The organism is Actinoplanes sp. NPDC023801 (genome assembly GCF_040639655.1).
Classification (GTDB): Bacteria; Actinomycetota; Actinomycetes; order Mycobacteriales; family Micromonosporaceae; genus Actinoplanes.
The window spans coordinates 18,153-37,304 of record NZ_JBFAAI010000002.1 but is presented as its reverse complement, the minus strand read 5'-3'; the positions used below and the strand labels follow the sequence as shown (position 1 = coordinate 37,304).

Here is a 19,152-nt window from a genome sequence, read left to right as displayed (position 1 = left end):
ACCCGGACCGGCCGTGATCGGGGCCGGCCTCGAGTGGGGGGCTGGCCTGATCCGGTGCGGTGCCGGGGCCGGGCGGCGGCCCGAATCGGTGCCGCCGCCCGCGAACAAGAGCCCCGGCGACGAGGAGGGGGGATCACGAACCGTGATCCATGCCGCCGGGTGTTCGGCCCTCATGACTAGGACGCCACCCGGGCCGGAACGGTTGCTCTCCACGCCGGAAGGTAACGAGGTGTTCACAACCCGACGGTGCCGAGTTGTTTGACGTGCCGCAGCAGCGGTGCCGACTCGACCCGGTCGACGCCGTCCAGGCCGCTGATCCGCTCCGTCAGATAACGGTAGAACTCGGCCATGTCGTGGCAGATCACGGTTGCCACGAGATTGGTCGCGCCGGTGGTGGCCGCCGCGAACACCACTTCGTCGTGCCCGGCGAGCGCCGTGCCGACAGCGGCCAGCCGGGCCGGCGCGACCGTCACCCAGAGCAGCACCGGGGCCAGGAAACCGAAGGTCTGCGGCCTTACCTCGACGTCGTAGTACACGGCCCCCGTGCGGCGCAGCTCGCGCATCCGGCGGCGGACCGTCGACTCCGGCCAGCCGGTCGCCGCCGCCAGCTCGGCATACCCGGCGCGGCCGTCCCGGGACAGGACCTCCAGCAGCGCGGCGTCACCCCCGGACAGGCGCACCGTCGTCGCGCCGGGCGCCACCTCCGGGGTCAGGGCGGCCTTCTGCTCGGCGGTGAGGGCGTCGTCGCGGCGGTCCGGCCCGACCGCGCCGCCGACGAAGTGGTGGATCACGCAGTGCGCGCTCACCGACACCAGCCGGGGCGTACGCGGCAGCTTGCGCAGCAGCAGCGACTCCCGGTCGGCGTGCGCGGCCATCCGGACCAGAGCGGAGATCTCGGTGCCGCCGGAGAACAGGCTCACCCAGGCCGTGTCGGGCCGGCGGGCCAGCGATTCGGCCAGCGTGGCGGCCATGTCGGGAGCGGTGTGCAGGCGCAGCATCCACGACTCGTACCCGAGCCGGATCGGGTTGGGCAGGCCGATCACCCGTACACCGGCCTCCGCGCGCAACCGCCGGTAGCGGCGTGCCACGGTCTGGTCGGAGACGCCGAGCACCGCACCGATCTCCCGGTAACCGGCCCGGCCGTCGATCCGCATCGCGTGCACGATCTGCCGATCCAGCATGTCGATTTCCACCAGGCGACCGTACGCGAATGTCGAGATTCGCAGTCCGGTGCCGAAAGCGTGGTGGACCATGCCGTACGGGCGGCAGGGTGCGGCCCATGCACAAGTGGACACCGCTGGTCGCCGTCTGTCTCGGCACCTTCCTCCTGCTCGTCGACGTCACCATCGTGGTCGTCGCGCTGCCTCGCATCGCCACCAGCCTGCGTGCCACCGGCCCGGACGATCTCGCCTGGGTGCTCGACGGCTACGCGCTCGCGCTGGCCGCCCTGCTGCTCGGCGCCGGGGCGCTCGCCGACCGGTACGGACGGCGCGTCACGTACCTCACCGGGCTCCTGATCTTCGGGGTGTCGTCGCTGCTCTGCGCCCTGGCGCCGGACGTGCCGGCCCTGATCGCGGCCCGCGTCCTGCAGGGCGTCGGCGGCGCCGCGATGTTCGCGACCACCGTGGCCATCCTGAACGTCACCTACCGGGGCCGGGACCGCGGCGTCGCCTTCGGGGTGTGGGGTGCCGTCAACGGTGCCGCGACCGCCGCCGGGCCACTCGTCGGCGGGCTGCTCACCGAGCACTTCGGCTGGCGCTGGATCTTCCTGGTCAACCTGCCGGTCTGCGTGATCGCGGTGTGGTTCACGCTGCGTGCCGTGGCCGAGTCCCGGTCGCCGTCCTCGTCCCGTTTCGACGTGCCCGGCACCGTCACCTTCACCCTCGGCGCCACCGCGGCCGTCTACGGACTGATCCGGGCGGCCGATGACGGCTGGGCGTCGCCCGTCGTGCTCGGCACGCTCGCTCTCGGACTGGCCGGGTTCGCGTCGTTCATCCTCGTGGAACGCCGGTCCGCGGCCCCGATGCTCGATCTGGCGCTGTTCCGGCGCCCGGCGTTCAGCGGCATGATCGTCGCGGCGTTCCTGTGCCAGGCGGCCGCATTCGCCTACCTGCCGTACACGACCATGTGGCTGCAGGGGGTTCTCGGATACGGGCCGGTCGACGCCGGGCTGCTCGGCGCCCTGCCGCTGAGCGGGGCCGCGCTGCTGGTCGGCGCGTTCGCGGGGCGGCACCTGCAGCGGGTCCGCCCGTGGCTCGCGATCGGCGGCGGGCTGCTGCTGATCACGGCGGGTGATGTGGCCCAGTCCGCGGTCGGCGCGGGAAGCGGGGCCACCGTACTCGTCCCGGGACTCGTCCTGGTCGGGCTCGGCGCCGGGGTGGTGCTTCCGGTGCTGTCGTCGGCGGTGCTGGCCGAGGTACCGCCGGAGCGCAGCGGCATGGCCGGCGGGGCGTTGAACACGTTCCGCCAGCTCGGGTTCGCGTTCGGTGTTGCGATCTTCGGCACAGTCGTCGCCGAGCGGGACGCCTATGCGGACGGGCTCTCCGGCGCGGTCACTCTTGCGGCGGTATTCGCCCTGGTGGCGGCCGTGACCGTGGTTGCTACGCGTCGGCGGCGGGCTGAGCAGCGGGTGAAAATGGGGTGACATGCCCCGGCGTCGGTGGGGCAGCATGGCGGCGTGGTGGTTACGAGCGTGGCTGAGGCAAGCGGGGTGGACGCGCGTGGACCAGGTCGGTTCCTGTGGTGGCTGGCGTTACAGGTCAAAGGCCGGGTGGCGCTCGGGGCGCTGTTCGGGACGCTCTGGTTCGTCAGTCTGGCCGTCACGCCGTACCTGATCTCCCAGGCCATCGACCGCGGCCTCACCCCGCGTCATGCGAACGTGCTGTTCATCTGGGCCGGCGTCGTGCTGGCCGTCGGCGTCACCAGCGCGTGGCTCGGCATCATGCGGCACCGCAGCATGACCAGGCTGCGCCTGGCGGCCGCGCTGAGAACCGCCGACCTGGTGATGGGTCACGCCACCCGGCTCGGCGCGGCCCTGCCCCGGCGGGTAACCGCGGGTGAGGTCGTCACCATCGGCATCTCCGACGTGTGGACGGTCGGCCGGGCCATGAACGCGGGCGGCGTCGGCATCGCCTCGATCGTCGCGGTCAGCGTGGTCGCGTACCTGCTCCAGCGGACCTCCGGCCTGCTCGCCGCGGTCGTCCTGATCGGCGTGCCGGTGCTGGCCCTGATCATCGCGCCGCTGCTGCGGCGCACCCAGCGGGCCGCCGGACATTACCGGAGCCACCAGGGTGAACTCAACGGCCGGCTCGTCGACGTGATCACCGGTCTGCGGGTGCTCAACGGGCTCGGTGGCAAGGAGACCCACCTGACCCGGTACGAACGCGAGTCGGCGAAACTGCGGGACCAGGGCTACCGGGTCGGCGGACCGTCCAGCTGGATCGGCGCGCTCGGCGACGGCCTGCCGGTGGTGTTCCTCGCCGTCGTGATCTGGATCGCCGCGCGGATCGCGGTCACCGGCGACCTCACCGCCGGCGAGCTCGTGGCGGTGTACGGGTACACCGCCATGCTCGTCATCCCGGTCAATGTGCTGATCTTCGTGAGCTTCGACCTGACCCGTGGGTTCGTCGCCGCCCGGCGGATCACCGACTTCCTGCGGCTGCCCGAGGACGACCCGTCGGGCTCACCCGGCCCGGACGGCCCCGCGGTCCTGCACGACCCGGAATCCGGGGTGCGGGCCGAACCCGGCCGGTTCACCGCCCTCGCCGGCGACCGGCCCGCCGACGCCGCCGAGGTCCTCGACCGTCTCGGCCGCTACCAGACCGGCGAGGCCACGTGGGGCGGACGCCCGCTCGCCGGGATCGCCCGGGCCGAGATCCGCTCCCGCATCCTGGTCGCCGGCCACGACGCCGACCTGTTCGCCGGCTCGCTGCGCGAAATCGTCGCCGGACCGGACGACCCCGACGACGACCGTGTCCGCCGGGCATTGGACACCGCCGTCGCCCACGACGTGGGTACCGACCTCACCAGACACGTCGACTGGGGCGGGCGCAACCTGTCCGGTGGCCAGCGGCAGCGGGTCCGGCTGGCCCGCGCCGTCTACGCCGACCCGGAGATGCTGCTCGCCGCCGAACCGACCTCGGCCGTCGACGCGCACACCGAGGCCGCCATCGCCGACCGGCTCAGCGCCGCCCGCGCCGGCCGCGGCACCGTCCTGGCCACCACCTCACCGGTGCTGCTGGACCGCGCCGACACCGTCCACTACCTGGTCGGCGGCCGGGTTGCCGCCACCGGTACCCACCGGGAACTGCTCGCCTCCGTTCCCGGTTACCGCGCCCTCGTGGCCCGCGCGTTCGGAGACGAGCAATCGTGACGACCCTGCTTCCCGTCGCCGGCCCCCGCGAGGTCCTCCGCGCCGCCCGCAAGCTGATCGCCGCCGACTCCCGTGCCGTCGCCACCCTGCTCACCCTCAGCTCGCTGGCCGCACTCGCCGGGCTCGGCGGCCCGTGGCTGCTCGGACGGATCATCGACACCGTCGCCGCGGGCGGAGGCGTCACCGACATCGACCGGCTCGCCCTCGCCGTCCTGCTCTGCGCCGTGGCACAGACCCTGCTGTCGCGGTACGCGCTGGTGGCCGCCTACCGTTTCGGTGAACGCACCGCCGCCCGGATCCGGCAGACCTTCCTGCGCCGGGTGCTCGGGCTGCCGGCCTCCGTCGTGGAACGGGTCCCCGCCGGTGACCTCGCCGCCCGCGGCAGCACCGACGTCGACGGCGTCGCCACCGCACTGCGCGACTTCATGCCACCGATCTTCATCGGCATCGTGCAGATGGTGTTCCTGATCGTCGCCGTGGTGATCCTCGACCCGCTGCTCGGCGTCGTCGGCGTCATCGGCTTCTCCGGCATCTGGTTCGTCACCCGGTGGTACCTGCGCCGCGCCCGCGACGCGTACCTCACCGAAGGCGCCGCCAACTCCCGCCTCGCCGACGAACTCGCCGCCACCACCGACGGCGCCCGCACCGTCGAGGCGTTCCGGCTGCACGACCGCCGGATCTCCGCCGGTGACTCCGCCCTCGCCGAGACCCGGCGCACCCGGCTGCTCACCCTCCGGCTGCGCAGTGTGTTCTTCCCGGTGGCCGAGACCTCGTACGCCATCCCGGCCGTTCTCGTCCTGGTCCTCGGCGGACTGATGCACATCGACGGCCGCGTCAGCGTCGGCACCGTCGCGGCCGCCGTTCTGTATCTACGGCAGCTCGTCAGCCCGATCGACACCATCCTGATCTTCCTCGACCAGCTGCAGGCCGGCGGCGCGTCGTTCGCCCGTGTCGAGGGCATCGCCACGGTGCCGGCCCCCCCGCCCTACTCCGATCGGGTTCCGGACAACGAGCGGATCGAGGTACGCGCGGTGCGCTACGCGTACGACGGGGGTCCCGACGTGCTGCACGACGTCGACCTGACCGTCCGTCCCGGCGAACGGCTCGCCGTCGTCGGCCTCTCCGGCGCCGGCAAGTCCACCCTCGGCCGGCTGATCGCCGGCGTGGACCGGCCCACCGCGGGCAGCGTCACCGTCGGCGGCACCCCGATCGCCGACCTGCCACCCGACGAGCTGCGCCGCCACGTCGTCCTGGTCACCCAGGAACACCACGTCTTCCGGGAGACTCTGCGCGACAACCTGATGGTCGCCGCCTCCGACGAGCAGCGGCGGGCCGCCCTGCGCACGGTCGGCGCCGACTGGGCCGAGCCACGTTCGCCCGACGAGGACCCCCTCGACCGTGACCTGGGTGACCACCCGCTCGACGGCGCGCAGTCCCAGCAGCTGGCCCTGGCCCGGGTGGTGCTTGCCGACCCGCACACCGTGATCCTCGACGAGGCGACCGCGCTGCTCGACCCGACCGCCGCCCGCACCGCCGAGCGGGCGCTGGCCGCGGTGCTGCACTCGCGTACGGTCATCGCGATCGCCCACCGCCTGCAGACCGCACACGACGCTGACCGGGTCGCCGTCATGGACGGCGGCCGCATCATCGAACTCGGCACCCACGACGAACTGGTCGCCGCCAACGGCCCGTACGCGGCGCTGTGGCGCTCCTGGCACGGCGGTGAGAGCATGCCCGCCACCGCTTGACGCCGACCCGATCGCCGACGCGATCAGTCCCCGGCTCCGGGTGCTTCGCCCGTGCCCTGGACCGGGGACGCCGGGCTGACGTAGACCCATAGGTCCAGGACGGCCGGCGGGTCGAGGTAGTTCAGTGGCAGGTGCAGTTCGCCGACGCGCGACCAGCCCTCGGACTCGTAGAGGGCGACCGCGGAGTCCAGCGTCCGGCCCACGTCGAGGACCGCCCGCCGGCCCAGCGCCGGCGCCTGCGCGGTGGCGTGCCGGACCAGGGCGCGGCCCAGTCCGGAGCGGCGGAGCGTGGGTGCCACGAACAGCCGGGACAGCAGCACCAGGCGGTCCGCCGGCAGGCCGGTCGCTTCGGCCGCCGCCGTCAGGGTCGGGTCCTCCGGCGGGCAGTGCAACGCCACGTGGCCGACGATCTCGCCGTCCCGCTCGGCCACCCAGGCGGCCGCCTCGTAGCCGCCCTTCGCGGCGGAGCGGTAGAAGCCGGGCACCTCGTCGGGCCGCAGGTGCAGCGGGTAGCGGTCGTTGCTGTGCACCCGCATCAGCAGGGCCAGACAGGCGTCCGCGTCGGTGGCGGTCTTCTCCCGGATGTCGATGCGCACTGCCGGATCGTAGAGCCGGGCCGCGCGTACGGCCTTCAAATTTTCCGCCGGGCGAGCGCGGACTCCGGCCTTGACCGGGGTGAGCGGGCGTGCGTAATCTACCGGTAACTCTGAAACGTTTCACGACCCCGTACGAGACACGACGCCGAAGAGAAGCGGAACCCCATGACCAACCCCGTAGTCTCCGAGCTCATCGCCCGCTCCAACCGCCTCGGCGCGGACCCGCGGACCACCAACTACGCCGGCGGCAACACCTCGGCCAAGGGCACCGACACCGACCCGGTCACCGGTGACGCGGTCGACCTGGTGTGGGTGAAGGGCTCCGGCGGGGACCTCGGCACGCTGACCGGCAAGGGCCTGGCCGTGCTGCGGCTGGACCGGCTGCGGGCACTGCCCGGCGTCTACCCGGGGCTGGACCGTGAGGACGAGATGGTGGCCGCCTTCGACTACTGCCTGCACGGGCGGGGCGGCGCAGCGCCGAGCATCGACACCGCCATGCACGGACTGGTCGGCGCGCCGCACGTCGACCACCTGCACCCGGACGCCGGCATCGCGATCGCCACGGCCGCCGACGGACCGGCGCTGACCAAGGAGATCTTCGGCGACCGGGTGCTGTGGGTGGACTGGCGGCGCCCCGGTTTCCAGCTGGGCCTGGACATCGCGGCCGTGCACCGGGCGAACCCACAGGCGATCGGCGTCATCCTCGGCGGCCACGGCATCACCGCGTGGGGCGCGACAAGCGACGAGTGCGAGGCGAACTCGCGGGAGATCATCGACACCGCCGCGGCGTACATCGCGGAGCACGGCCGCAGCGCACCTTTCGGTGCGACGGTGCATCAGACCCTTCCCGCTGAGGTACGGCGTGCGCGTGCCGCCGCACTCTTCCCGGTGATCCGGGGCCTCGCCTCCACGGACCGCCCGCAGGTGGGGCACTTCGACGACTCCGATGTGGTCCTGGACTTCGTGGCCGCCGAGCGTCTCGGTGAACTGGCCGCACTCGGCACCTCCTGCCCGGACCACTTCCTGCGGACCAAGGTGAAGCCGCTGGTCCTGGACACCGCCCCGGACGCTCCGCTGGACGAGGTGACCGCCCGCCTGAAGGAGCTGCACGAGGCGTACCGGGCCGACTACCGCGGCTACTACGAGCGGCACGCGACCCCCGACAGCCCGGCCATCCGCGGCGCCGACCCGGCGATCGTGCTGGTCCCGGGCGTGGGCATGTTCTCGTTCGGCGCCAACAAGCAGACCGCGCGGGTGGCCGGCGAGTTCTACGTCAACGCGATCAACGTGATGCGCGGCGCCGAGGCGATCTCCCGGTACGCGCCGATCGACGAGGCCGAGAAGTTCCGCATCGAGTACTGGGCGCTCGAGGAGGCCAAACTCCAGCGGATGCCGAAGCCGAAGGCTCTCGCGACCCGGATCGCGCTGGTCACCGGAGCCGGCTCGGGCATCGGCCGGGCGATCGCGCTGCGCCTGGCCGCCGAGGGCGCCTGCGTCGTGGTCAGCGATCGCGACACCGAGGCCGCCGCGAACGTGGCCGCCGAGATCGGTGGCCCGGACGTCGCGGTGTCCGTATCGCTCGACGTCACCGACGAGGACGCGGTCGCCTCCGCCGTCCGGGAGGCGGTGCTCGCGTTCGGCGGGGTCGACCTCGTCGTCAACAACGCCGGCCTGTCGCTGTCGAAATCGCTGCTGGACACCACGGCCCGCGACTGGGACCTGCAGCACGACGTGATGGCCAAGGGCTCGTTCCTGGTGTCGCGGGAGACCGCCCGGGTGCTGATCGCCCAGGGCATGGGCGGCGACATCATCTACATCTCCAGCAAGAACTCGATCTTCGCGGGACCCAACAACGTCGCCTACGGCGCGGCCAAGGCCGACCAGGCCCACCAGGTGCGGCTGCTGGCGGCCGAGCTCGGCCCGCACGGCATCCGGGTCAACGGCATCAACCCGGACGGAGTCGTACGCGGCTCCGGCATCTTCGCCGGCGGCTGGGGCGCCGACCGGGCGGCCGTGTACGGCGTGCCGGAGGAGAAGCTGGGCGAGTTCTACGCGCAGCGCACCCTGCTCAAGCGGGAGGTGCTGCCCGAGCACATCGCCAACGCGGTCTTCGCCGTCACCGGCGGCGACCTCACCCACACCACCGGGCTGCACGTTCCGGTGGACGCGGGTGTCGCGGCGGCGTTCCTGCGATGAACGACTCCTTCGCCGCTGTAGATCTCGGGGCGTCCAGCGGACGTGTCGTCGTCGGCCGGTTCGGCGGCGGGACGCTCGGCCTCGACGTGGTGCACCGGTTCCCTAACGAGCCGGTGCGCGTCGGCGGGACACTGCACTGGGACATCCTCGCCCTCTACCGGGGCGTCGTCGAAGGCCTCTGCAAGGCCGGGCCGGTACGCAGCATCGGCATCGACTCGTGGGCGGTCGACTACGGGCTGCTCGACGCCAGTGGGGCGCTGCTCGGCAACCCGGTGCACTACCGCGACTCGCGCACCGACGGCATCGCCGGGCGGGTCCGGGACCTGTACCAGATCTGCGGGCTGCAGAGACTGCCGTTCAACACCGTCTACCAGCTGCTCGCGGCCGAACCGACGCCACAGTACGCGGCCGCCGAGCGGCTCCTGATGATCCCGGACCTGCTGGCGTACTGGCTGACCGGGGAGATCGGCGCCGAGTACACCAACGCGTCGACCACCGGGCTGCTCGACGTCCGTACCCGCGAATGGTCCTCGTCGTTGATCTCCGAACTGGGGTTGCGGGAGAAGTTGCTGCCGCCGGTACGGCATCCGGGCGAGCGGATCGGATTCTTCGAAGGCACGCCGGTCGTCGCGGTCGGGTCGCACGACACCGCCAGCGCGGTCGTCGCCGTTCCGGCGGACGGCCCGGACTTCGCGTACATCTCGTGCGGCACCTGGTCACTCGTCGGCCTGGAGCTGGACGAACCGGTGCTCAGCGAGGAGTCGCGGGCGGCGAACTTCACCAACGAGGGCGGCGTCGACGGGACGATCCGCTACCTGCGCAACGTCATGGGCCTGTGGCCGCTGCAGGAGTGCCTGCGCGAATGGGGCTCGCCGGACCTGCCCTCGTTGCTCGCCGCGGCCGCCGGGGTGCCGGCGCTCGCGTACGTGGCCGACCTCGACGACCCGGTGTTCCTGCCGCCCGGCGACATGGAGGGGCGGCTGCGCAAGGCGGCCGGACTGCCGGACTCCGCCGATCGCGCCGTCGTCGTGCGCTGCATCCTGGACAGCCTGGCGCTCGCTCAGCGCCGCGCGGTACGCCAGGCCCGGGAGCTCGCCGGTCGTGACGTCGGCGTGGTGCACCTGGTTGGCGGGGGAGCGCGGAACGAGCTGCTCTGCCAGTTGACCGCGGACGCCTGCGGGCTGCCGGTGCTCGCCGGGCCGGTCGAGGCCACCGCCATCGGCAACCTGCTCGTACAGGCGCGGGCCGCCGGTGTGGTCGAAGGCGGACTGGATGCGATGCGGGCGCTGGTGCGCAAGACTCAACGGATCGTGCGCTACTCGCCTTCCGGCCCCGGAACAGACTGGGACGTCGCGGCCGCACGAGTGGGGAGGTGACCGTGCGGATCGCGCTCTTCGCCACCTGCCTGGCCGACACCCTCTTCCCGGAGGCGGCCAAGGCCACGGTGCGGCTGCTCGAACGGCTCGGGCACGAGGTGGTGTTCCCGTCCGGCCAGACCTGCTGCGGGCAGATGCACATCAACACCGGATACCAGAAGGAGTCGCTTCCGCTCGTCCGGCGGTACGCGTCCACCTTCGACCCGTACGACGTGACCGTCGTGCCGAGCGGATCGTGCGCCGGCTCCATCCGGCATCAGCACGCCATGGTCGCCGCCGCGTACGGCGACAAGGGGCTGGCGGCCCGCAGCGAATCGGTCGCGGCCCGCACCTACGAACTGTCCGAACTGCTCGTCGACGTGCTCCAGGTCGAGGACGTGGGGGCGTACTACCCGCACCGGGTCACCTACCACCCGACCTGCCACAGCCTGCGGATGACGCGGGTCGGTGACAAACCGCTGCGGCTGCTGCGCCGGGTACGCGGCCTGGACCTGGTCGAACTGCCGGCCGCCGAGCAGTGCTGCGGCTTCGGCGGCACGTTCGCCATCAAGAACGCGGACACGTCCACGGCGATGCTCGCCGACAAGATGACCAGCATCGTCGCCACCGGGGCCGACGTCTGCACCGCCGGTGACAGCTCCTGCCTCATGCACATCGGAGGCGGACTGTCCCGGCTGCGCAGCGGTGTGCGGACCGTCCACCTCGCCGAGATCCTGGCCGCTACGGAGTCGTCATGAACACCTTCCTGGGGATGCCCGTCACCGCCCCGCGCGGCGTCGGTCACCTGCGCGGTGACCAGTCGTTCCCGGCAGCCGCGCGGGAGGCACTCGGCAACGCGCAGCTGCGGCGCAACCTGCGGCACGCCACCACCACGATCCGCGGCAAGTCCGGCCGCGTCATCGCGGAACTGCCGGACTGGCAGCAACTGCGCGACGCCGGCTCGGCGATCAAGGCCGACGCGATGGCCCGCCTCCCCTCGCTCCTTGAACAGCTCGAGGAGAACGTCACGGCCGCGGGCGGCGTCGTGCACTGGGCGGCCGACGCCAACGAGGCCAACGCCATCGTCACCGACCTGGTCCGGCGGACCGGCTCCGAGCGGGTCATCAAGGTCAAGTCGATGGCCACCCAGGAGATCGGGCTCAACGAGGCCCTCGAAGCGGCAGGCATCACGCCCGTCGAGACCGACCTGGCCGAACTGATCGTGCAGCTCGGCGACGACAAACCGAGCCACATCCTGGTACCGGCCATCCACCGGAACCGCTCCGAGATCCGGGAGATCTTCCTGCGGGCCATGCCGGGCGTCGACCCGGCGCTGACCGACGACCCGCCGGTGCTCGCCGCGGCGGCCCGGCGCTACCTGCGCGAGACGTTCCTGTCCACGAAGGTCGCCGTCAGCGGTGCGAACTTCGCGATCGCCGACAGCGGGACGCTCGGTGTCGTCGAGTCCGAGGGCAACGGGCGGATGTGCCTCACCCTGCCGGACACCCTGATCACCGTGATGGGCATCGAGAAGGTGCTGCCCACCTGGGCCGACCTCGAAGTGTTCCTGCAGCTGCTGCCGCGGTCGTCGACCGGGGAACGGATGAACCCGTACACCACCATGTGGACCGGCGTGACACCCGGCGACGGGCCGCAGAACTTCCACCTCGTGCTGCTCGACAACGGGCGCAGTGCCGTCCTCGCCGACCCCACCGGGCGGCAGGCGCTGCACTGCATCCGCTGCTCGGCCTGCCTCAACGTGTGCCCCGTGTACGAACGGACCGGCGGGCACTCGTACGGCTCGGTCTATCCCGGCCCGATCGGCGCGGTCCTGTCGCCGCAGCTCACCGGCATCGCCGACAACGCGTCGCTGCCGTACGCGTCGTCGCTCTGCGGAGCCTGTTTCGACGCCTGCCCCGTGAAGATCGACATTCCGTCGCTGCTGGTGCACCTCCGCAACAAGGTGCCGCACCCGCCGGCCGAGAGAGCCGCCATGGCGGCCGCCGCCTACACCATGGACCGGCCCCGGCTGTACGCGTCCGCGCAGCGCGCCGCCAAGTTCGCCCGCATCGCCGGGCGCCGCGGCCGGGGGCTGCCCCCGCCGTTGTCCGGCTGGACGGCCGGGCGCGACCTGCCGGAGTTCCCGAAACAGACGTTCCGTGACTGGTGGGCGGCCCGGACCCCGCCGCCGCCTTCACCCACACCGCCCACGCCGCCCGTGGCGCCTTCGCCCGGGTCGCCCACGCCGCCCGTGTCGCCTTCGCCCGGGTCGCCGGGGTCGGCCGGGTCGTCTTCGCCGGTACAGCTCGGGGAGGATCGGTGAGTTCCCGTGAGCTGATCCTCGGACGGGTGCGGGCCGCGCTCCGCGACGCGCCCGTGGTGGGCGACGTGCCTCGCGAGTACCGGCCCGCCGGGACGAATACGGCAGACCTCGAGGTGCTCGTCGACCGGCTCGTGGACTACAAGGCCGAGGTGTACCGAGTGACGTCGGCAGAGGTGGCGGCCACCGCGGCGCGACTGGCGGGGGAGGGCGGCGCGGTGCTCGTACCGCCGGGTCTGCCCGAGCAGTGGCGCCCGGAGGGTGCCTATGCCGACGAGGACCTGACACCCGACCGCATCGCCGAGGCCGGCGCCGTGCTCACCGCCGCGGCCGTCGCCGTCGCCGAGACCGGGACCATCGTGCTGGACGCCTCCCCGGACCAGGGCCGGCGGATCATTACGCTGCTGCCGGACGTGCACGTCTGCGTGCTGCGCCCGGAGCAGGTGGTCGCCTCGGTCCCGGACGCCATCGCCCGCCTCGACGCGCGGCGGCCGCTGACCTGGATCAGCGGGCCGTCCGCCACCAGCGACATCGAGCTCAACCGGGTCGAGGGGGTGCACGGCCCGCGCCACCTGCACGTCCTGATCCTCACCGACTGAGCCCGGGGGTGGCGTGTCACCCCGGCTGAGCTACGGCCGGCGGTCTCCGGGCCGCTGCGCCGCGATCAGGGACAGCAGGGTGGCGTGGGTGGCGTCGTTGGCGGCGGCGATCAGGCCGCCGCGGCCGGAATGCGGGGGCCGGCCGTCGAGGTCGGTGACGACGCAGCCGGCCGCCCGGCAGAGCGCGATTCCGGCCGCGAAGTGAACGCTGTCCTCCAGATGGCCGTCGGTCACATAGGCGGCGCGGCGCCCCGCCGCCACCCACGCCACGGCCAGCGTCGTGGAGACGACACGCGGGCGGAACCGTTCGACGAAGACGTCGTCGGACAGCATCCGCGCGGCCAGGAAATCCGGCCGGTTCGGGAACGGCGGGTCGAGATTGAGGTCGACCAGACGCGACGCGGCCGAGGGCGCGAGCGGCCGGTCGACGCCGTCGTGGCGGACGTACGCGGTGTCGCCGCCGGTCCAGAACACCTCGTCGTTGAACGGGTCGGCGCAGGCCGCCACGGTGACCCGGCCACCGGTCCGCAGCGCCACGTTCGTCGAGGCCAGCATGCTGCGGACGGCATAGTTGAGGGTTCCGCAGAGCGGGTCCACCAGCCACGTCCGGCCGTTGCCGCCGTCGCCGGTGCGGCCGCTCTCCTCACCGAGCACCAGGTCGTCCGGGCGCGCGGCCCGCAGGATCGCGAGGATCGCCCGCTCCGCCTCGATGTCCGCAACCGTGGCGAAGTCGTCCCCGTCCTTGCCGAACCGGGCCAGCTCCGCGCCGTAGTGGGAGCGGACCACGGCGGCCCCGGCCTCGGCGGCCCGGACCGCGAGATCCTCATCATTGATCGACATGTGTGCACCCTAGGCCGACCTGTCCGGACCAGGGTGATCACGCCGCGCGGGCCAGCTGGCGGGAGATCGTCTCCATGGTGTCGCTGATCTCGCCGGCCCGTTCGTGCAGGTCGCGCAAGGCCTCGCCGGAGGAGTCAGGCCGATGGTGGGCGCGGTCCTCGAGGTCCGCGCAGATGGCCGCGAACCGGTTCGCTCCGAGGGTGGCCGAGGACGCCTTCAGACCGTGCGCCAGCCGGGCCAGATTGCGGGTGTCGCCGTCGGCGGCGGCCTCGTCCATGCGCTGGAGCAGGCCGGGCAGGCGGTCGGCGAAGTTGTGCAGGATCTCGGCGAGCCGGTGGCGGTCGCCGGGTTCGGCGTCCGGTCCGGCGATCACGTCGACGCAGGCACGGATGGTGGCCGGCTCGCCGTCGTCGGGTCCCGGCAGCGGTCCGGCGCCGGCCAGGCGGACGTCGGCGTAGGCGGCGGCGGTGGCCAGTACGGCGTCCAGTTCGGCGGCGTCGACGGGGCGGGTGAGTACGCCGTTCACGCCCTCCGCCACGAAGTCCTCCGTCTCCTCCGGGTCGGTGCAGACCGCGACGATGCGGGGCGGGCCGTGCGGGGGCGGGTCCGCGTGGATCAGGCGCACCGCGGTCGGGCCGTCCAGCACCAGCAGTCCGGAACCGAGAAGTACCAGGTCGTAGCGGTCACGCTGGACGGCCTCCAGCGCCGCCTCACCGTCGGCGACGGTCCGGACCCGGTGGCCGCGGCGTTCGAGCAGGCGGCGGGTCAGCCGCTGATCGACCGGGTCGTCCTCGGCCACCAGCACCAGCAGTGACTGTTTGCGTCCGGCCACCGGGTGGTGCCCGGAGCGGTCCGGCTGGATCGACGGGTCCACGCGCACGGTGACGGTGACGGTGGTGCCCTGCCCGGGACGGCTCTCGGTGGTGACGCCGCCGCCCATCGACTCCGCCAAGCGGCGGGCCAGCAGTACGCCGGGCTCGGACTGCCGGTCGGCGGGCATGCCGAGGCCGGTGTCCCGGATCGCGAACCGTAGCTCCAGGTTCTGGCCGCCGCCCGGATGGGTGGACACGCTGACGGTGACGGCACCGTGTTCGGTGCTGGCGACCGCCTGCCGCAGCAACGCGGTCAGGATCCGGCGGACCAGCCGCTCGTCGCCGCGAACCCGTTCCGGGCAGCCGGTGGCCAGGTGCGCGGACAGGTGCAGGCCCTTGGCCTCGGCGGCGGGCGCGACCGGGTCGAGGGCCCGGCGCACACAGCCGCGCAACGAGAACGGCCGTCGTTCCAGGTGCAGGTCCCCGGTCTCGGCCCGGGCGAGGTCGAGCAGGTCGTCGACGGTGCCCAGCAGTGCGGTCCCGCTGGTGTGCGCGGTGGTGGCGAGTTCCCGCTGCCGCTCGTCCAGCCCGGTCTCCAGGAGCATCCCGGTCATCCCGGTGAGGGCGGTCATCGGCGTCCGGATCTCGTGGTTCATCGCGTCCAGGAACGCGGAGCCCGCGGCTGTCGCGGCGGACGCCTCGTCCCGCGCCCTCGCCAGTTCGGTCATCGAGGAGTTGACGGCGGTGGCCAGTTCGCCGAGCTCGCGTGGTGCGCGTACGTCCGCGAGCCGGGTCAGGTCGCCGCCCCGCGCCCGCCGGGCGGCGGCCGCGATCTGGTCCGCGACCGCTGTCAGACGCTTCTCGATCTTGCGCGCACCGAGCAGCGACAGCAGTGCCGCCAGCACGGAGACCCAGGCGATCATCCACCGATTGGTACGGGCCACGGCGCCCGCCTCGGCGATGTGCCGGTCGAGCCGGGCCTGCTCGTGCCGCGCCATCCCGTCGGCCACGGCCCGTACGTCGGCGGCGCCGGACTCGGGCGTGATCCGCTGGAGGAGGTCGCGGTGCACCGGGTCCGAGCCGGCCAGCGCGCCGAGGCCGGCCGCGTGCGCGCGCAGGGTGTCCCCGGCGGACGGTCGCGCTCTCGGTTCGGCCACGGTCTCCGCGACGACCCGCAGATCGCCGATCCGGCCGAGGATCTGACTCGAACGGCGTACGCCGTCCTGTGCCTGAAGGGTCTCGTTGTTGCGCACGAGACCGGTGACCGCCACGACCGTGATCGCCACCAGCACGAACAGCACCGCGGCGCGCAGCAGGCGTCGCGCGCCCCAGATCCGGTCACCGATCTCCGGCACGGCCTTTACTGTATGGAGCGATCAAGGGGATCGTGGCCGCTTCAGTGATCGCCGGGGGTGACGGGGTGTCTTCGGTTCTCGTGGTCGACGACGATCCGACGCTGCTGCGCATCATCGAGACGGTGCTCTCCTCGGCCGGGCTGGACGTGTCGTCCCGCCGCACCGGGCATGCCGCACTCCGCGCCGCCCACGCCCATCGGCCGGACTGCGCGATCCTGGACGCGGCTCTCGATCCGGCCGGTCATGACATGGACGCCGCGACGCTGTGCCGGGCGCTGCGGAACGGCGCGGGCACCGCGGACGTGCCGATTCTCCTGCTCACCGGGCGCGGCCGCTGGCTGGAGGTGGCGGCCGCGTTCGACGCCGGTGCGGACGACTATCTGCCCAAGCCGTTCACCGCGCAGGATCTGCTGAGCCGGGTCGCCTCCCTCACCTCTGCCTGAGCCCGTTCGGACGGATCCCATGGGAGGCCATCGATTCAAGGCTGGGATCTACGGACAAACGGTAACAATCTACGTTCGTGACCGAAAAAACGGGGCAAAGCAGAGGTAGGCGGCGTATCCGGTTCATCGGGGCCGTGATCGTCGTGACCGGAGCCGTCGCCGGTGGCGTCATCGCGGCACTCGTCAAGGACGATCCTCCCCGGCCGGCCGCGATCGTCGTCGCGGTCGTCGACCGGGGCGCCGTCACCCTCGACGTGGCCACCACCGGCACCGTCGAACCGGCCACCGTCCGCAGCCTGTCCTTCCCGGTGGCGGGCACGGTCGAGGCGGTCAAGGTCCGGGCCGGCAACCGGGTCAGCAAGGGGCAGACCCTCGCCGCGCTGGACGACACCGAAGCGGCCGGCGACGTGAACGCCGCCGCCGCCGCCCTGGCCGCCGCACAGGCCGAGCTGGGCGAGGCGCGGACCGTCGCGGCCCGCGCCACCGCCAGCGCCACGACGTGTGCCCAAACCGGTGCGGCCCTGGCCGGCGGTGCCATAGCCGGTGATGCCCTGGCCGGCGGTGCCATAGCCGGTGATGCCCTGGCCGGCGGTGCCATAGCCGGTGATGCCCTGGCCGCTGATGTCCCAGCCGGTGATGTCCGGGCCGGTGACGCCCGGCCCGCCGGTGCGGCCGGCCCCTGCGTGACCATGGGCTACCCGGACAGCGGCGGCGACCCGCTGCTCACCGCGGAACAGCAGGTCAACCGGGCGGCACGGGCAGTCGAGGTGGCCAGGAAGGCGCTGGACGGGACGAGCCTCACCGCACCGATCGCCGGAACGGTGGTCGCCGTCGAGGGCAAGGTCGGCGATCAGATCCGAGGCGGGTCGACGTTCATCAGCCTGGCCGACACGTACGCCATGCAGGTCCGCGCCGAATTCCCGGAGGCCGACGCCGGCGCGCTGGCCGGCGGGCAGAGCGCGACTGTGGCCCTGGCCGACGCCGACGACGTGTACGAGGCACAGGTGATCCAGGTCGACCCGGCCGGCACGTCCGACGGCACCCTGGTCCGCTACGGTGTGCGGCTCGCCTTCGCCGACGCCCCGGACGGCCTGCTCGTCGGGCAGAGCGCCCAGGTCCGGGTGCGTACCGGTGAGGTGGCCGACGCGCTCCGCGTGCCGTCGACCGCGGTGCACGACGTATCCGGTGGATCGGGCACTGTGCTGGTTCGTGCTGCGGACCGGTCGACCGAGCGCGTTGTCGCCGTCGGGCTCCGCGGAGACCGATACACCGAGATAACCGGCGGACTGGAGCAGGGGGAGCAGGTCGTACGTTCCTGGTAGTACGGGAATGCAAGGGTATGCCGGTTATTCCGCGGAACACCGGAACAGGAACCGGCCGGAAGGCATGATGACGGTGTGAAAGCGCTGCGTCGACCCAGCACCGCCGTGAACGCCCTGCTGGCCCTCCTGATCGTCGGTGCCGCGTTCTGGGGCTGGACCCTGCTGCGGGACACCTCGCAGACCAGCGGTGCGAGCGCGTCCGAGGTACGGACCGTGACCGCCACCCAGGGCACGGTCACCCGCACCGTGTCGGCCGGCGGGTCGGTGGTCAGTGCGGCCACCGCCACCGCCACCTTCGGCACCCCCGGTACGGTCACCGCGATTCCGGTGAAGGTCGGTCAGGAGGTCAAGGCGGGAGCCCTGCTGGCCAAGGTGGACCCGGCCGACGCCAAACGCGATCTCGACCTGGCGCGGGCCGACCTGGCGGCGGCCCAGGACGCGCTCGGCCGGGCACGGGCTGCCGGAACCGACACCGGCAACGCGGCGAACGCGGTCACCGAGGCGCAGCTGGCCGTCGACGAGGCGGAGGCGGCGGTTGCCGGCACCCAGCTGATCGCCCCGATGGCCGGCACGGTGGTCGCCGTCAACGGAACCCTCGGCGGCTCGTCGGTCGTCAGCGCGCAGGACTCGAGCGGTGGCTTCGTCGACCTGGCCGATCTGAAGAAGCTGCAGATCACCGCGGCCTTCTCGGAGGCGGACGCGACCGAGCTGAAGGAGGGGCAGAGCGCCACCGTCGTCTGGAACGCCCTGCAGAACGCCGAGACGACCGGGCAGGTGGTCGCCGTCGACCCCACCGCGACAGGCTCCGCGGGCGGTCGGGGCGGCACGGAGGACGCGGTCACCTACGGTGTCACGGTCAGTCTGCCCAACCCGCCGGACGGTGCCAAGCCGGGCCAGACCGTCACCGTCTCGGTGGTCACCGGCAGTGTGGACAACGCGGTCATGATCAACTCGGCCGCTGTCACCGCCAACGGCAACCGGCGGACCGTGACCGTCCTGGACAGCGCCGGCAAGCAGGAAAGTCGCCAGGTCCAGGTCGGGCTGGAGGGCGACGACGCCACCCAGATCACCTCGGGGCTGGCCTCCGGGGAGCGGGTGGTGCTGCCGATCGCCGGCACCACGAACCGCGCCGGCACCGGACCGCGTGGTGGTGGAGGGTTCGCTCCTCCCGGCGGCGGAACGGGCGGACGCTGA

The 19,152-nt window shown here is 72.7% G+C and carries 15 protein-coding genes; 11 read left to right on the top strand and 4 right to left on the bottom strand.

Annotation, left to right across the window (positions count from 1 at the left end; genetic code table 11):
• Positions 1-233: 233 nt before the first annotated feature.
• Positions 234-1,193: an Lrp/AsnC family transcriptional regulator gene (locus AB0G04_RS04665; RefSeq protein ID WP_360976387.1), complete on the bottom strand. Its 960-nt coding sequence runs from the start codon at positions 1,191-1,193 to the stop codon at positions 234-236.
• 86 nt (positions 1,194-1,279) lie between these two features.
• Here AB0G04_RS04665 and AB0G04_RS04660 point away from each other — a divergent pair, with 86 nt between their 5' ends.
• The 3 genes from AB0G04_RS04660 (at position 1,280) to AB0G04_RS04650 (ending at position 6,120) form a co-directional block, all read left to right on the top strand.
• Positions 1,280-2,644, top strand: a complete 1,365-nt coding sequence (locus tag AB0G04_RS04660) for an MFS transporter (protein ID WP_360976384.1) — start codon at positions 1,280-1,282, stop codon at positions 2,642-2,644.
• 126 nt (positions 2,645-2,770) lie between these two features.
• Positions 2,771-4,372: an ABC transporter ATP-binding protein gene (locus AB0G04_RS04655; protein WP_360977840.1), complete on the top strand. Its 1,602-nt coding sequence runs from the start codon at positions 2,771-2,773 to the stop codon at positions 4,370-4,372.
• Positions 4,369-6,120, top strand: a complete 1,752-nt coding sequence (locus AB0G04_RS04650) for an ABC transporter ATP-binding protein (RefSeq protein WP_360976381.1) — start codon at positions 4,369-4,371, stop codon at positions 6,118-6,120. Before AB0G04_RS04655 ends, AB0G04_RS04650 begins: the two co-directional genes overlap by 4 nt.
• A gap of 23 nt (positions 6,121-6,143) precedes the next feature.
• On the opposite strand, the gene AB0G04_RS04645 is transcribed toward AB0G04_RS04650, so the two are convergent.
• Positions 6,144-6,716 carry a GNAT family N-acetyltransferase gene (locus AB0G04_RS04645; RefSeq protein WP_360976378.1) on the bottom strand — a complete coding sequence of 191 codons (573 nt, stop codon included), beginning with the start codon at positions 6,714-6,716 and terminating at the stop codon, positions 6,144-6,146.
• A 165-nt stretch (positions 6,717-6,881) separates the two neighbouring features.
• On the opposite strand from AB0G04_RS04645, the gene AB0G04_RS04640 reads away from it, so the two are divergent.
• The 5 genes from AB0G04_RS04640 to AB0G04_RS04620 are packed head-to-tail and all read left to right on the top strand — an operon-like array spanning position 6,882 to position 13,186.
• The gene (locus AB0G04_RS04640; protein ID WP_360976375.1) at positions 6,882-8,912 is read left to right on the top strand and encodes a bifunctional aldolase/short-chain dehydrogenase; all 2,031 of its coding nucleotides are present in this window, start codon (positions 6,882-6,884) and stop codon (positions 8,910-8,912) included.
• A complete protein-coding gene (locus AB0G04_RS04635; RefSeq protein WP_360976372.1) occupies positions 8,909-10,288 on the top strand; it encodes a rhamnulokinase family protein in 1,380 nt (459 codons plus the stop codon). Before AB0G04_RS04640 ends, AB0G04_RS04635 begins: the two co-directional genes overlap by 4 nt.
• A 2-nt stretch (positions 10,289-10,290) precedes the next feature.
• Positions 10,291-11,025, top strand: coding sequence for a (Fe-S)-binding protein (locus tag AB0G04_RS04630; protein ID WP_360976369.1), 735 nt, complete (start codon positions 10,291-10,293; stop codon positions 11,023-11,025).
• Positions 11,022-12,590, top strand: coding sequence for a LutB/LldF family L-lactate oxidation iron-sulfur protein (locus AB0G04_RS04625; RefSeq protein WP_360976366.1), 1,569 nt, complete (start codon positions 11,022-11,024; stop codon positions 12,588-12,590). The genes AB0G04_RS04630 and AB0G04_RS04625 overlap by 4 nt, the downstream gene beginning before the upstream one ends.
• The gene (locus AB0G04_RS04620) at positions 12,587-13,186 is read left to right on the top strand and encodes a lactate utilization protein C (RefSeq protein WP_360976363.1); all 600 of its coding nucleotides are present in this window, start codon (positions 12,587-12,589) and stop codon (positions 13,184-13,186) included. Before AB0G04_RS04625 ends, AB0G04_RS04620 begins: the two co-directional genes overlap by 4 nt.
• A 30-nt stretch (positions 13,187-13,216) precedes the next feature.
• On the opposite strand, the gene AB0G04_RS04615 is transcribed toward AB0G04_RS04620, so the two are convergent.
• Together AB0G04_RS04615 and AB0G04_RS04610 are read right to left on the bottom strand one after the other, a co-directional pair.
• Complete coding sequence (locus AB0G04_RS04615) at positions 13,217-14,026, bottom strand: inositol monophosphatase family protein (protein WP_360976360.1); 810 nt, start codon at positions 14,024-14,026, stop codon at positions 13,217-13,219.
• A 37-nt stretch (positions 14,027-14,063) separates the two neighbouring features.
• Positions 14,064-16,193 (bottom strand): response regulator, encoded by a 2,130-nt coding sequence (locus tag AB0G04_RS04610; protein WP_360976357.1) that lies wholly within the window; start codon positions 16,191-16,193, stop codon positions 14,064-14,066.
• Between the two features lie 65 nt (positions 16,194-16,258).
• Here AB0G04_RS04610 and AB0G04_RS04605 point away from each other — a divergent pair, with 65 nt between their 5' ends.
• From AB0G04_RS04605 to AB0G04_RS04595, 3 genes are all read left to right on the top strand, one after another.
• The gene (locus AB0G04_RS04605) at positions 16,259-16,636 is read left to right on the top strand and encodes a response regulator (protein WP_360976354.1); all 378 of its coding nucleotides are present in this window, start codon (positions 16,259-16,261) and stop codon (positions 16,634-16,636) included.
• A 134-nt stretch (positions 16,637-16,770) separates the two neighbouring features.
• The gene (locus AB0G04_RS04600) at positions 16,771-17,958 is read left to right on the top strand and encodes an HlyD family efflux transporter periplasmic adaptor subunit (RefSeq protein WP_360976351.1); all 1,188 of its coding nucleotides are present in this window, start codon (positions 16,771-16,773) and stop codon (positions 17,956-17,958) included.
• A gap of 75 nt (positions 17,959-18,033) precedes the next feature.
• On the top strand, positions 18,034-19,152 hold the full coding sequence (locus tag AB0G04_RS04595) for an efflux RND transporter periplasmic adaptor subunit (RefSeq protein WP_360976348.1): 1,119 nt from the start codon (positions 18,034-18,036) through the stop codon (positions 19,150-19,152).

Excerpts from the sequence above, each read along its gene's own strand:
- AB0G04_RS04660 (WP_360976384.1), top strand. The coding sequence starts at position 1,280 with ATGCACAAGTGGACACCGCTGGTCGCCGTCTGTCTCGGCACCTTCCTC.
- AB0G04_RS04640 (WP_360976375.1), top strand. The coding sequence starts at position 6,882 with ATGACCAACCCCGTAGTCTCCGAGCTCATCGCCCGCTCCAACCGCCTC.
- AB0G04_RS04635 (WP_360976372.1), top strand. The coding sequence starts at position 8,909 with ATGAACGACTCCTTCGCCGCTGTAGATCTCGGGGCGTCCAGCGGACGT.
- AB0G04_RS04625 (WP_360976366.1), top strand. The coding sequence starts at position 11,022 with ATGAACACCTTCCTGGGGATGCCCGTCACCGCCCCGCGCGGCGTCGGT.
- AB0G04_RS04615 (WP_360976360.1), bottom strand. The coding sequence starts at position 14,026 with ATGTCGATCAATGATGAGGATCTCGCGGTCCGGGCCGCCGAGGCCGGG.